This window comes from Micromonospora sp. NPDC005174 (genome assembly GCF_040608495.1).
Lineage (GTDB): Bacteria > Actinomycetota > Actinomycetes > Mycobacteriales > Micromonosporaceae > Micromonospora.
In genome coordinates, this window is sequence record NZ_JBEXIJ010000006.1 from 109,260 (window position 1) to 123,277 (window position 14,018).

The window sequence follows — 14,018 nt, forward strand, 5'->3', positions numbered from 1 at the left end:
GGTTAACCTGCCGGGATGGGTCGCAGCCAATCGTTGCCCCGGGGCGACGATCCGCGCTTCGGGCCGGACGCCGACGACTCCGCCAGCGGAATCCTGCACGTCGACATGGACGCCTTCTTCGCCTCGGTGGAGGTGCGCGCCCGACCCGAGCTACGCGGCCGCGCGGTCGTGGTGGGCGGCGTCGGCCCGCGCGGGGTGGTCAGCTCGGCCAGCTACGAGGCCCGCCGCTACGGCGTACGCAGCGCCATGCCGACCTCCCGGGCCCGGGCCCTCTGCCCACACGCCGTCTACCTCCCGCCGAACTTTGCCGCGTACTCGGCCGCGTCCCGGGCCGTCATGCAGATCTTCCGGGACGTCACCCCGCTGGTCGAGCCGCTCTCCCTCGACGAGGCGTTCCTCGACGTGACCGGCGCGCGGAAGCTGTTCGGTTCGCCGGCCACCATCGCCCGGCTGATCCGCCAGCGGGTCGCCGACGAGCAGCGGCTGACGTGTTCCGTCGGGGTGGCGCCGAGCAAGTTCGTGGCCAAGCTCGGCTCCACCCGGGCCAAGCCTGACGGGCTGCTGGTCGTACCCGCCGGGCAGGTCCTCGACTTCCTGCACCCGCTTCCGGTGGACGCGCTGTGGGGGGTGGGGGAGCGGGCCGCCGAGACGCTGCGCCGGCTCGGACTGGCCACCGTCGGGGATCTCGCCGAGGCCCCGGTCAGCATGCTGCGCAAGGCGGTGGGCGCGGCGTCCGCGACACACCTGCACGAGCTGGCGTCCGGGCGCGACCCGCGCCGGGTCAGCCCCGAACACGTCGAGAAGTCGATCGGCGCCGAGGTCACCTTCGACGCCGACGTGGCCGACCCGGTGGAGATCCGCCGCGCCCTGCTCGCGCTCAGTGCCAAGGTCGGCGTCCGACTGCGCGGCGCGGGCCAGGTCGGTCGTACCGTCACCCTGAAGGTGCGGCTGGCCGACTTCCGCACCGTCAACCGCTCGCGCACCCTCGGCGTACCCACCGACACGGCGCGCGAGATGTTCGACACGGTCTGGGCGCTCTACACCGCGCTGGACCCGGGTGAGCGGATCCGCCTCGTCGGTGTCCGGGTGGAGGGGCTCACCCCGGCGCAGGGCGCGCCCCGACAGCTCACCCTCGGCGCGCCCGAGCGCGGATGGCGGGAGGCGGAAGCTGCCGCGGACGCCGCTGCTGCCCGATTCGGGCGGTCCGTCATAGGTCCGGCCAGTCTGTTAGGCGACCGTGACGCCCATCGAAAGGAAAATCCACCCCACCCGTAGGTCGTCCCGCTTTCCGACGCGCGACCCCCCTCGTAGACTTGCGGGTAAGCAGCCGGTTGGCTGCCACGGTCTGTCGGCCCGAGTGGGCCCGACCAACGTGACCGGGGAGGAGTGCCGTGCCGCTCTCGGAGCACGAGCAGCGGCTGTTCGAGCAGATCGAGCGGTCGCTTGCCGAGGACCCCAAATTCGCCTCGGCCGTGCGCGCCAGCGATCCGCGCTTCCACGCGCGGCGTCGCCTGCTCGTCGCTGCCGGCGTGATCATCGCTGGCTTGGCTCTACTGGTCTACGGCGCGGTGATCAAGACTCCACCGCTGGCGGTGGCGGGCTTCGTCGTCATGCTGGCGTCAGCCGCGTTCGCGGTGCAGTCGCACCGGCGGGCGCAGTCACCCGACCTGCACGTGGTGGGTGGCACGACGAGTCGTCGTTCCCGCGGTGGCCGTCCCGGTCGCCGCCGGTCGATTCTGGACCGGATGGAAGACCGGTGGCGGCAGCGCCCGGAGGGGCACCGCTGAGCCCGTCCCGCCGCTGAGGCGGGCCGTACACCGCGACGAGCGGGTCGCCGGGAAGAGCCCCGGCGACCACCGACGTATCCGCGCGCCCAACCACCCCCACGCCCCCCGCTCCACCCCCACGCGCGCGCTCCGCGCTCGCGCGCGCCGCGCTCGCGGCTCCGCGCCCCCCTCATGTCGCGCCGATCTTGCAGTTTCTGTTGTCCGTATGAGTGGCATTGCCCCTTATGCGGCGACACAAAGTGCAAGATCGCTGGGGCTGGGGCTGGGGCTGGGGCTGGGGCTGGGGCTGGGGCTGGGGCTGGGGCTGGGCTGGGCTGGGCGGGCTGGGCTGGGGCGGCGGGCGACAGCCCGCCACCCCACAGCACGGGCGTCGGTCAGCGGGCTGCGCGGTCGGCCAGTATCCGACGCGGGTTCCAGCGCAGTAGCCGGTAGCGGACCCGTCCGGTCCACGCCACCAGACGGCCGGAGGCGTCCGCGAGGGCGATCCGCCAGCGCAGCAGCACGGACGGCGGCAACGCGGTGGCGAGCAGGCGGGTCCGCCGATCCGCGCTGGAGGACAGCGCGCCACGGACCGCGCGCAGCGCCGGCGGCAGCGGCTCACCGGTCAGCGGGTCCCGCGCGTACCGGGCCCGCTCCTCGGCACGGCCGAGCAGCCGGGCCGCGCCGACCGCCTCGCCGTCGTCGGCGAGAGCGTCCCGGACCAGTCGGTCCGCGGTCGCCCGGGGCGTCTCGGTCGAGTCGACCCGGACCTTGAAGTCGACGAGCGTGTCGAGCAGCTCCGCCCAAGCGGCGTGGGCGTCCGCGCGAGCGCGACCGGCGTCCGCCTCGACCACCATCAGGCGTGCGTCGTCGGCCGGAGGCCCGTCGCCCGGGACGGTGGTGGCCGTCGTGGTGGCCGCCCGGCCGCCCCGCCGCCGCCGCAACGCCAGACGACGAAGCGCCGGCACCGCGAGCAGTGCCACCAGCGCGAGTACGCCCGCCAGCCACCACGGCCAGACCGGTGCCGGCTCGTCCGGCGTCGATCCGCCTAGGGAGAGCCCGGAATCGGTGTCCCGGTCGGCGTTGTCCGGACCGGCCGGCCCGGCCGACGAGTCCGCACCGGTCGGGCTGTCCGTGGCGCCGGTCTCCGGGGCGGACGGTTCGGGCGCGTCCGTGTCCGGAGCCCAGGCGGACCGGGTGGAGCCGGGAACCCCGTACGCCGGGGTGGCGTCGAACGGCACCCAGCCGACACCGTCGAAGAAGACCTCGGTCCAGGCGTGCAGGTTGAGGTTGGTCAGCGTGTACGTGTCGCCGTCGCGCTTGCTGCCGTTGGTGAAGCCGAACGCCACCCGCGCGGGGATGCCGGCCGACCGGACCAGCCAGGCCATCGCGGCGGCGTACTGCTGGCAGTAGCCGACCTTGTTGGTCAGGAAGTTGACGATGTCCTGGCCGCTGCTGCCGCTCTCGGTGCTGAGCCGGTACTTGAAGCCGTTGTCCGCCGAGAAGTGCCGGTAGATGGCCAGCACCCGGTCGTAGTCGGTGCGCTTGCCCTGGGTCAGCCCCTGGACCAGCTCCTCCACCTCGGGCACCGGGCCGGGGGTGGCGGTCTGCTGCCGGCGGACCGGGTGGTCGGCCGGCAGCGGCTTCGCGGCCCGCAGGGTCGCCGGGCTGTACGTCGAGCGGATGTAGTCGAACGTGTACTTGCGCCCCCGCGAACTCTCCCGGTTGGAGAAGACGATCTGCTGGTTGGGGTCGTAGAGCCAGTTGCCGTTCAGGTCCTGGGTGCGCACCGGTTCGGCGTACACCGGCATCAGCGACATGCTGAGGTTCTTGGTCACCTCGACGCTCGCCCGGTACTCGGTCTGCTGCACCCCGGGACCGACCCGCTCGTTCGGGTTGGGCAGATCGCGGTTCACCGGCCGGCCGCTCGCCGGGCGGGCCTGGAAACCACTCGGGCGCAGCTCGTCGGCGACGGCGTACCGCAGGTAGAACGGGTTCGGCTCGGACGTGGTCACCTTGACCAGGTCGGCCACCTCGGACTGGTTGAGCTGACCGGCGAGCGACGCGAACAGGTCGATCCGGCCGGACGAGCCGCCCGCGCCCCGGCCGGTGCCGCTGCCGTTACCCGTGCCCTCGGTGAGCCTGTTGAGCAGCCCACCGCTCAGGCCCGGGACCGCCAACGGCAGCACCACGGCCAGCACCACGCCGACCACGGCGAGCCGACGACCGGCGGCGGCCAGCGGGGACGCCTCCCACACGTCCACGTCACGACCGTCGCCGGTGAACCGCCGCCCGAACCGGCGTACCCGGTCGACGTTGTCGGTCACCAGCAGCCACAGGTAACCGGCGGCGCCCACCACGAACGGCGCCGGGGGGACGCTGTCCACGTAGACGGCGACCGGCACCGAGTAGATCGCGAGCATCGGCAGCCCGGCCAGCGCGGGCCGCCGCAGCCCCACCGCCAGCACGTCCACCAGTACGGCCACCCCGCCGACGCCGAGCACGGTGATGAACAGCAGCGGGTCGGTGTCCGGAACTTCGACGCCGTACGAGCGCATGTCCTGCGCGGAGCCGGCGAGCAGGTCGGCGAAATGCGCGATCGTGCTCGGCGTGGGCAGGACGGCCAGCAGCTCACTGCCGCTGGGGAACAGCCAGGTCAGCGCGAGCAGCAGGGCGGCAAGCATGCCGAGCACCTGACCCCAGAGTGGCGCGCGGACGAGCCGGGTCAGCGCGGCCACACCGGCCACCACGGCGACCGCGATCGCGCACTGGATCAGCCACGTCCAGGTCTGGAAGATGGCCGACAGCGGCGCGGCGGCGAGCAGCGTCGCGGCGGCCGCCACCGCGCCGGTGTTCCGGCTGGCGATCATGAGGGGAACCTTCCGTTCATCGCACCCGGCCAGCGACCGTCTCGGCCAGCGCGGCCCGCAGGGCGAAGCCCTGGGAGCCGCGGCCCGCCTGCGGCCACAGCGCCGGCAGTCGGCTGCCGTGGTCGGCGCCGACCACCCGCCAGCCACTGCGCACCATGGCGAGCACGGCGGCGCCGTGCGCGTGCTCCGCCTCGGCGCGAGCCTTCTCGGGGAGGCTCAGCCAGGTGGAGCTGTCCAACAGGAAACCGACACACGTCGCACCGTTGCCGCGGAGCCCGGCCAGTAGATCGGCCTCGGCGACGCTCACCGTGCCGAACAGTCCGATGATCAACCCGCCGTCGGCGCGCTGCCGGACCCGCTGCACCAACTCGGTCATCTCGGCCCGCTGGTCCAACCGCACCTCGGCCAGGTGGTCGAGCACCGCGCCGTCACCGCCGCCCTCGGAGGCGTCCACGTCGACTCCCGAGCCGGTGACCAGGCGCAGCTTGTAGCCGGCCTGGCGCAGGTGCACGGCGATGCTCGCGGCGGCCGAGACCGCCCACTCGAAACTCGCCGTCGGCCCGTCACCCCGGTGGCCGTGCGCGCGGGTGTCCAGCACGACCGTCGCCCGGCTCTCCCAGGGCTGCTCCTCCCGGCGCACCATCAGCTCGCCGGTGCGGGCCGTCGACTTCCAGTGCACCCGGCGCAGGTCGTCGCCGCGCCGGTACTCCCGCGTCGCCGCGTCGTCCTCGCCGTGTACCGCCACCGAACGCGCCCGGCTGTCGCCGCTGCCCGCGTACTCTCCGGGGAGCCGGACCGACGGCAGCGGGGTGACCTGCGGGATGACTGTCAAATGGTCGGTGCTGGGAAAGGCGCGGGTGAGCTCGCAGAGACCGAACGGGTCGGTCATCCGGACCACCAGCGGACCCACGTCGTAACGACCGCGCACATCGGCGCGGACCGTGTACGCCACGGAGCTGGCCTGATGTGCGCCGAGCCGTTCCAGCACGACGCGGGGCCGGCTGCCCAGCGCGTAGGGCAGCCGGTCCTCCAGCAGCAGCGTGCCGGTGGGCAGCCGGGAGAGGTTCTGCAGGCGCAGCACCACCCGCGAGTTGGCCCCGACCGGAACCCGGTGCGGGTCCAGCGACCGGTTGCAGGCCAGCTTGTAGCGGCTGCGGCCCACGTAGGCGGCCGCCAGCAGGGGCAGGATGGCCAGCAACAGGGCCACCCGGAGCAGGTCCTTCTCGCCCAGGATGACGGCCGAGACCGTCGCCGCGACCGCGGCCGCCAGGAACGAGCGCCCGCGGGTCGTCAGCCCGCGTAGCCCGGCACGCACGTCACGGCCTCCGCGGCTCGTAGGGCGGGCGACCGTTGCCGGTGGCGGGCCGGGTGTCGTACGGGTTGCGCTGACGGTCGTGCGGCAGGGGCAGTCGGTGCACCAGCTCGGAGACGATCGCGTCGGTGGTACGCCGGGCGAGCTGCGCGTCGGCCGTCGGGATGATCCGGTGCGCCAACACCGGCACCGCAAGCGCCTGCAGGTCGTCCGGGAGGACATAGTCGCGACCCTCCAGCGCGGCGACCGCCCGGGCCGTGCGCAACAGCTGCAGCGTCGCCCGGGGGGACGCGCCGAGGCGCAGGTCGGGGGCCTCACGGGTGGCGGTGACCAGGTCGATCGCGTACTGCTTCACCGCGTCGGCGACGTGCACCTGCCGGACGGTGGCGATGAGCTGCCGGACGATGTCGGCGTCGGAGACCGGGCGCAGTTCGTTCAGCGGGTCGGTGGCACCGTGCCCGTCGAGCATCGCCAGCTCGGCGCCGGCGTCCGGGTAGCCCATCGCGATCCGGGCGGTGAAACGGTCCCGCTGCGCCTCGGGCAGCGGATACGTCCCCTCCATCTCGATCGGGTTCTGGGTGGCGATGACCATGAACGGGGTCTGGAGCTGGTAGGTCACGCCGTCGACGGTGACCTGCCGTTCCTCCATGCACTCCAGCAACGCCGACTGGGTCTTCGGCGAGGCCCGGTTGATCTCGTCGCCGACGACCAGGTTGGCGAAGACGGCGCCGGGACGGAACTCGAAGTCGTGGGTCTCCTGGTTGTAGACGCTGACGCCGGTGACATCGCTGGGCAGGAGGTCCGGGGTGAACTGGATGCGGCGGACCGTGCAGTCGATGGACCGCGCGAGGGCCTTGGCGAGCTTGGTCTTGCCGACGCCGGGAACGTCCTCGATGAGGAGGTGGCCCTCGGCGAGCAGGACGGCCAGAGCCAGCCGCACGGTGGCGGTCTTACCCTCGATGACCTGCTCGATGTTGGCCACGATGGCCTCGCTGGCGGCGCGGAACTCGTCGTGCGGCAACAGGCCGCCCACCTCGTCCCAGGTCTGTTGTGTCACGGGCCTCCTCCTCGTCGCCGTCACGGCAGCTCTGTAGAGAGCACCTGGACCCGCCGTTGGGTTCGCGACGTCGAGCCTCGTTTGCCGCAGGGATCTCACTGGCCTCTCAGGCTAACCATGTTTGTCGTTATCGCCGACCCCCGCAGGTAGTCCGCCGGTTACGCCCCGATATTCGCCAGCTCGGGGGAACGGGTCCGACCCCGCCCGGCGGCCGACGGGCGGAACCGTGCGCGCGGTACACTGCGGGGCATGGCCGGAGTCTTCCTGCTTCTTACCGGGCCGTGCTGATGCGCTGAACGCGCGACAGCACGGCGGCCCCTCCTGCGCGAGGGGCTTTTTTGTGCCCGCCGCCGGTCCGGCCCGGCGGTGCCGAGACGAAGCGAAGCGAAGCGAGGAGAGACGATGAGCGAGGCAGCCGCACCGGCGGGCGACATTCCCCCGTTCCGATACACCGCGGCCATGGCCGACGAGATCGAGACCCGTTGGCAGGACACCTGGGCGCGCGAGGGCACCTTCCACGCGCCCAACCCGACCGGCCCGCTGGCCGATCCGGGCCACCCCCGGGCCGGCGCGGAGAAGCTGTACGTGCTGGACATGTTCCCCTACCCGTCGGGCGCCGGCCTGCACGTCGGCCACCCGCTGGGCTACATCGGCACCGACTGCTACGCCCGCTACCAGCGGATGGCCGGGCGCAACGTGCTGCACGCCATGGGGTTCGACGCGTTCGGGCTGCCCGCCGAGCAGTACGCGGTGCAGACCGGCACCCACCCGCGGACGACGACGGTCGCCAATATCGAGCGGTACAAGGCGCAGCTGCGCCGGCTGGGGCTGGCGCACGACGAGCGGCGCTCGGTGGCGACCATCGACACCGACTTCTACCGCTGGACACAGTGGATCTTCCTGCAGATCTTCAACTCCTGGTACGACCGCGACGCCGGCCGGGCCCGCCCGATCGCCGAGCTGATCGCCGAGTTCGAGGGCGGCAACCGGGCCACCCCGGACGGCCGTGCCTGGGCCGAGCTGAGCGTCGCCGAGCGCCGCCAGGTCGTCGACGACCACCGGCTGGCGTACGTCTCGCAGGCGCCGGTGAACTGGTGCCCCGGGCTGGGCACCGTGCTGGCCAACGAGGAGGTCACCGCCGACGGTCGCTCCGACCGGGGCAACTTCCCGGTCTTCAAGCGCAACCTGAAGCAGTGGAAGATGCGGATCACCGCGTACGGTGACCGGCTGCTGGACGACCTGGACAGCCTGGACTGGCCCGAGCCGATCAAGCTGATGCAGCGCAACTGGATCGGCCGGTCGACCGGGGCGCACATCGACTTCGCCACGGCGGGGGAGCCGATCCGGGTGTTCACGACCCGCCCGGACACCATCTTCGGGGCCACCTACATGGTGCTGGCGCCCGAGCACGAGCTGGTCGACGCGCTGGCGCCGGTCACCTGGCCGGACGGCACGCGGGACGCCTGGACCGGCGGGCACGCCAGCCCCGCCGAGGCCGTCGAGGCGTACCGCAAGGCCGCCGCCGCGAAGACCGACGTCGAGCGGCAGTCCGACTCCAAGGAGAAGACCGGCGTCTTCATCGGCGCGTACGCCACGAACCCGGTCACCGGCGGGCAGATCCCGATCTTCATCGCGGACTACGTACTGGCCGGCTACGGCACCGGCGCGATCATGGCGGTGCCCGCGCAGGACGAGCGCGACTGGGCGTTCGCCGAGGTCTTCGAGCTGCCCATCGTGCGTACCGTGCAGCCGGCGGAGGGCTTCGACGGCAAGGCGTACACCGGTGACGGCCCGGCCATCAACAGCGCCGCGCCCGAACGCGGCCTGGACCTGGACGGCCTGGGTGTCGTCGACGCCAAGGCGGCGATCATCGCGTGGCTGGAGGCGAACGGGCACGGCACCGGCGCGGTGACCTACCGGCTGCGCGACTGGCTGTTCTCCCGGCAGCGCTACTGGGGCGAGCCGTTCCCGATCGTGTACGACGAGACCGGCGCGGCCATCGCCCTGCCGGAGGAGATGCTGCCGGTCGAGCTGCCGGAGGTCGACGACTTCTCCCCGAAGACGTTCGCGGCCGACGACGCCGACAGCAACCCGGAGACCCCGCTGTCCCGGCGGCGAGACTGGGTCGAGGTCGAGCTGGACCTGGGTGACGGACCGAAGCGCTACACCCGCGAGACCAACGTGATGCCGCAGTGGGCCGGCTCCTGCTGGTACGAGCTGCGCTACCTGGACCCGACCAACAGCGGACGGTTCGTCGACGCGGAGAACGAGCGCTACTGGATGGGCCCGCGCGGCGAGGGCGACTGCGGCGGCACCGACCTGTACGTCGGCGGGGCCGAGCACGCCGTGCTGCACCTGCTGTACGCGCGGTTCTGGCACAAGGTGCTGTTCGACCTGGGACACGTGTCGTCGTTCGAGCCGTTCCGCAAGCTGTTCAACCAGGGCATGATCCAGGCGTACGCGTACACCGACTCGCGCGGCAGCTACGTGCAGGCCGAGGACGTCGTCGAGCGCGACGGCGCGTACTACCTGGAAGACCTGGTGGTCAACCGCGAGTACGGCAAGATGGGCAAGTCGCTGAAGAACGTGGTGACCCCCGACGACATGTGCGCGGCGTACGGCGCGGACACCTTCCGGGTGTACGAGATGTCGATGGGCCCGCTGGAGGTGTCCCGTCCCTGGGAGACCCGGGCGGTGGTCGGCTCGTACCGGTTCCTGCAGCGGGTGTGGCGGGCGGTCGTCGACGAGCAGACGGGCGAACTGCGGGTCACCGACGACCCGGCCGACGAGGCGACCCGCCGGCTGCTGCACACGGTGATCGACGGGGTCCGCGGCGACATGGACAACATCCGGTTCAACACCGCGATCGCCAAGCTGATCCAGCTGACCAACGGGCTGACCGCGCTGTCGGCGACGCCCCGCGAGGTGGCCGAGCCGCTGGTGCTGATGGTGGCGCCGTTCGCCCCGCACGTGGCCGAGGAGCTGTGGCGCAAGCTGGGCCACGACACCTCGCTGACGTACGCGGACTTCCCGACCGCCGACCCGGCGCTGCTGGTGGCCGACACGGTGACCTACCCGGTGCAGGTCAACGGCAAGGTCCGGGGCCGCGTCGAGGTGCCCGCCGACGCCGCCGACGAGACCGTCCGCGCGGCGGCCCTGGAGGCGGTGGCCACGTCGCTGGCCGGCAAGGAGCCCCGCAAGGTCATCGTGGTGAAGGGCCGAATGGTCTCCGTAGTCGCCTAACCCCACCCCACCCCACCCCGCCCGGTCTCGGCCCCGTCTCCACCCCGCCCCGTCTCCGCCCCGCCCCGTCCCCGCCCCGTCTCCGCCCCGTCGATCTTGCAGTTTCTGTTGACGTTCCGCCCCCTGTGTCAGGGTTTGTCGGGACAGAAAGTGCAAGATCGGCGAGGGCCGGGGGCGAGGGCCGGGGGCGAGGGGCGAGGGCCGGGGGCGGGGGGCGGGGGCGGTTAGGCCGGGATTTGCCGGCGACGTCGTTCGGCGCGCCACCATTGGTGTACGAGCACGACGCTGGCGATCAGACCGAGGCTGGCGGGGGCGGCGGCGTACCAGTTGACGTGCCCGGGGGAGCTGACGGCCGCGCCGATCGCCGCGTACCCGAAGGCGGTCGGCGCGGAGGCGATGACGCTGCCGGCCAGGAACGGCAGCACCCGGGCGCCGGTCGTGCCGTAGCCGTAGCTGACAAGTCCGAAGCCGGCGATCGGCAGCAGCCGGACGGTGACCACCCCGAACACGCTCTGCCGGGCGAACCAGCCGTCGAGGCGTGCCAACCGACCGCGTACCCGTTCGGCGACGAACTCCCGGCCCAGCAGCCGGCCGATCGTGAACCCGATGGCCGCGGCCACCAATGCCGCGCCCAGGGCGTACGCGGCGCCCTCCAGGGGGCCGAAGATCGCGCCTGCGGCGAGCGTGACGAAGGTACGGGGAACCAGCGCGACCAGCAGCAGCGCACCGCCGAGGATCGCCGCCACCGGCGCGAAGTCACCCAACTGGTCGGCGAGCGCCGGCAGCCGCGCCGGGTCCGGTCGGGGCGCCAGGAGCAGCAGCACCCCGCACGCGCCGATCAGGACGACCAGCAGCGCGAACCGGGCGGCCGACGGCTGCCGGAGCAGCCGTCGGACGGTGCGGATCATGCCCGGGCGGCGGCCACCGCTGAACGGCGCTCGTTGCGGAGCCGGTCGGGCCAGGCGTCGTCCAGGGGCGGGAGCTGGTGTGCCCCGGTGGCCCAGCGCAGCAGCAGGTCGGCCAGGGCCGGGTTACGCGCCAGCGCGGGCCCGTGCGAGTAGGTGCCGAGGAGCTTGCCGCGCCAGGCGCCCTCGGTGGCGCCGTCGTTGCCGATCCCGGCGGTGACCCGCGCCAGGGGGGAGACCTCCGGGCCGAGGTGGGTACGCCCGCCGTGGTTCTCGAAACCGGTCAGCGCCGGCAGGCCCAACCGCGGGTCGATCTCACCGGCCAACTCGCCGACCGCCCGGCTCTCGCCCCGGTCGGACCGCAGGTCGAGCAGCTCCAGGCCGCGGCACTGCACGCCCTTGGCGAAGAAGGACGTCCCGAGCAGCTGGTAACCGGCGCAGACGCCGAAGACCACCGAACCCTGGGCGACCGCCCGGTGCAGACCGCCGTCGGCGAGGAGCCGCTGCGCGCCCAGCGCCTGCGGGCCGTCCTCGCCGCCGCCGACGAGGTAGATGTCGGCCGTCGCGGGCAGTTGCTGGTCGGAGCGGACCTCCAGTACCTCGACCGGCATGCCGCGCTGGCGGGCCCGCCGGGCCAGGATCAGCGCGTTGCCCCGGTCGCCGTAGGTGGACAGCAGGTCGGGGTAGATCCAGACGATGCGCAGGCTCTCAGTTGACACGGTCCAACTCCGCTCGGATGTCCTGGAACGCGGTGTAGTTCGCGATGACCTCCAGCCGCCCGGGCGGGACCGACCGGACGGCGTCGTCGAACGTGCGGACGTGCTGGAAGGGCACGTCGTTGACGTCCAGCCGAACCGCCAGGTCGTATGCCCGGTCGCCGGTGATCAACACCTGCCGGCCGCGCAGCGGCGCGAAGTCGACGTCGAACAGCCAGGAGGTGTCCAGCCCGTCGGGGTCGCGCGCGTTGATGGAGAGCAGGGTCGGCGCCTCGTCGGCCATGTCGAACGCCTCCAGCCAGCTGGCCGGGTTCTTGGCCAGCAGCAGCCGGATGTTGCGACCGTCCCTGTCGACCTGCGCGTACCGGCCGGCCACCGAGGTGACGATGCCGAGGCGGGACACCGCGTCGACGGGGCGTACGCCGAACTCGGACGCCACGGCCAGCGCGGTCGCCGCGTTGCCCAGGTTGACCTTGCCGGGTAGTTGGAGGGAGACCTTGTGCCAGGCCCCGGTGGGGTCGAGCACACCCTCGTCCTCGACGACCCAGTGCGGCTCCGGGCGGCGCAGGGCGCAGCCGGTGCACCACCACTGGTCGCCGGAGCGCGCGATGGTGGAGCCGCACTCGGGGCAGACCCAGGAGTCGTCGTGCCAGCGCTGGCCGGCGCTGAACCAGGTCACGTGCGGCGGGTTGATGCCGCGGGCCGGGTCGGCCGGCGGCGTGGCGGCCCAGACCACCATCGGGTCGTCGGCGTTGGCCACCACCCGCACGTTGGTGTGCCGCACCAGGGCCGCGCGCCAGAGCTGCGCCATCATGGCGACTTCTTTGGCACGGTCGAGCTGGTCGCGCGAGAGGTTGAGCAGCGCGACCACGTGCGGCTCGGTCGACTCCAGCACCTGGGCGAGGTAGTGCTCGTCGACCTCCAGCACCGCGTAGGGGGTGCTGCCTGCCTTGGCCAGCGCCGAGGTGTGCCCGCTGGGCATGTTGGCGCCGAAGGAGTTGGTGGCGACCCGGCCGAGCACGCCGACCGCGGCGGCGGTCAACCGAGTGGTGGTCGTCTTGCCGTTGGTGCCGGAGACGAGCGCGATGGCGCGTCCGGCCGACAGGTGCGCCAGCAGGTCCGGGTCGATCTTCAGCCCGATCCACCCGCCGATCACCGAACCGTCGCCACGACCGGCGGCCCGGGAGAGCGCCGCGGCGGTCCGTGACACGGAGCTCGCCACCTTGGCCCGTAGGGGCATTTTCGCGTCCGTCACGCGAGCGAGGTTACCGGACCGCCCGCCTCGCCAGATCGCCGCCGACGGGGAACCGTTCGGCCGTGGCGTTCGTGCGGGAGGTCGGCCCGCGCTCCACCGGACGGAGTCGATCTATGTCGGAAAGCGGACCACGCCGGGCGGGCGCCCGGGCCCTCCACTGCGCTCCACCCCCTGTGACGTGCGGTTTTGCGAGCGGATCGGACGCGCCACGCGGGCGAATCTGGTTGCAGGTGGAGGGAAGTGGAGTAGAGTGGGGCCCAATGGTGAGGCCGGGAGGGCTCACCGGCCCGGGGGGTCAGCGGCGCCGCGAACGCCGCTCAAGGGCGAGGGGGTTGGGCCGATGTTCCTCGGCACCCATACCCCACGCCTCGACGAGAAGGGCCGGTTGATCCTTCCGGCCAAGTTCCGGGATGAGCTGGCGGGGGGTGTCGTGGTCACAAAAGGGCAGGATCGCTGCCTCTATGTCTTTCCGACACCCGAGTTCCAGCGGATAGCGGAGCAGTTGCGCGCGCAGCCGATGACACACAAGGCGTCCCGGGCCTACAGCCGGGTCTTCTTCGCGAGCGCGCACGACGAGGTGCCGGACAAGCAGGGCCGCGTGACGATTCCGGCGCACCTTCGTGCGTACGCGGCGCTCGACCGTGACCTGGTGGTCATCGGCGCGAGCACGCGGGTGGAGATCTGGGACAAGACCGCCTGGGAGACCTACCTCGCCGAGAGCGAAGACGACTTCGCCGACATCGAGGAGGGGGTGCTGCCCGGCGGTCTGTAGGGCGGAACGGCGCCCGACGTACTGCGAGATCTCCAGCCGCTTTCGAGTTCCTGGCATCACTTCCCCGGTGCCAGGCGCACGATCCAGTCATCCGGTGAGAGCCGGTGTCGGGCGGGAGCGGA

The 14,018-nt window shown here is 72.6% G+C and carries 10 protein-coding genes; 4 read left to right on the plus strand and 6 right to left on the minus strand.

All coding sequences use genetic code 11. From position 1 onward, the window contains the following. Positions 1–15 precede the first annotated feature (15 nt). Positions 16–1,275: a DNA polymerase IV gene (locus ABZU91_RS09670; RefSeq protein WP_355236607.1), complete on the plus strand. Its 1,260-nt coding sequence runs from the start codon at positions 16–18 to the stop codon at positions 1,273–1,275. 116 nt (positions 1,276–1,391) lie between these two features. Continuing rightward, positions 1,392–1,787: a DUF3040 domain-containing protein gene (locus ABZU91_RS09675; RefSeq protein WP_355236609.1), complete on the plus strand. Its 396-nt coding sequence runs from the start codon at positions 1,392–1,394 to the stop codon at positions 1,785–1,787. Positions 1,788–2,161: 374 nt separating this feature from the next. Here the strand turns inward: ABZU91_RS09675 and ABZU91_RS09680 are convergent, their stop codons facing one another. The 3 genes from ABZU91_RS09680 to ABZU91_RS09690 are packed head-to-tail and all read right to left on the minus strand — an operon-like array spanning position 2,162 to position 7,005. Continuing rightward, positions 2,162–4,636, minus strand: a complete 2,475-nt coding sequence (locus tag ABZU91_RS09680; protein ID WP_355236612.1) for a DUF3488 and transglutaminase-like domain-containing protein — start codon at positions 4,634–4,636, stop codon at positions 2,162–2,164. Between the two features lie 16 nt (positions 4,637–4,652). Continuing rightward, positions 4,653–5,951, minus strand: a complete 1,299-nt coding sequence (locus ABZU91_RS09685; protein WP_355236615.1) for a DUF58 domain-containing protein — start codon at positions 5,949–5,951, stop codon at positions 4,653–4,655. 1 nt (position 5,952) lies between these two features. Continuing rightward, entirely contained in the window at positions 5,953–7,005 is a 1,053-nt protein-coding gene (locus tag ABZU91_RS09690) for a MoxR family ATPase (RefSeq protein WP_355236618.1), read from the minus strand. A 402-nt stretch (positions 7,006–7,407) separates the two neighbouring features. Here ABZU91_RS09690 and leuS point away from each other — a divergent pair, with 402 nt between their 5' ends. Continuing rightward, positions 7,408–10,248, plus strand: coding sequence for a leucine--tRNA ligase (gene leuS / locus ABZU91_RS09695; protein ID WP_355236621.1), 2,841 nt, complete (start codon positions 7,408–7,410; stop codon positions 10,246–10,248). A 224-nt stretch (positions 10,249–10,472) separates the two neighbouring features. Here leuS and ABZU91_RS09700 read toward each other — a convergent pair whose 3' ends face one another. From ABZU91_RS09700 to ABZU91_RS09710, 3 genes are read right to left on the minus strand one after another with little or no spacing between them, the layout of a single operon-like run. Beyond that, entirely contained in the window at positions 10,473–11,156 is a 684-nt protein-coding gene (locus tag ABZU91_RS09700) for a VTT domain-containing protein (protein ID WP_355236624.1), read from the minus strand. Continuing rightward, on the minus strand, positions 11,153–11,872 hold the full coding sequence (locus ABZU91_RS09705) for a glutamine amidotransferase (protein WP_355236627.1): 720 nt from the start codon (positions 11,870–11,872) through the stop codon (positions 11,153–11,155). Before ABZU91_RS09705 ends, ABZU91_RS09700 begins: the two co-directional genes overlap by 4 nt. Further along, positions 11,862–13,109: a MurT ligase domain-containing protein gene (locus ABZU91_RS09710; RefSeq protein WP_355236993.1), complete on the minus strand. Its 1,248-nt coding sequence runs from the start codon at positions 13,107–13,109 to the stop codon at positions 11,862–11,864. Before ABZU91_RS09710 ends, ABZU91_RS09705 begins: the two co-directional genes overlap by 11 nt. Before the next feature lie 355 nt (positions 13,110–13,464). Between ABZU91_RS09710 and mraZ the strand changes: the two genes are divergently transcribed. After that, entirely contained in the window at positions 13,465–13,896 is a 432-nt protein-coding gene (mraZ, locus tag ABZU91_RS09715) for a division/cell wall cluster transcriptional repressor MraZ (protein WP_355236630.1), read from the plus strand. Positions 13,897–14,018: the final 122 nt, after the last annotated feature.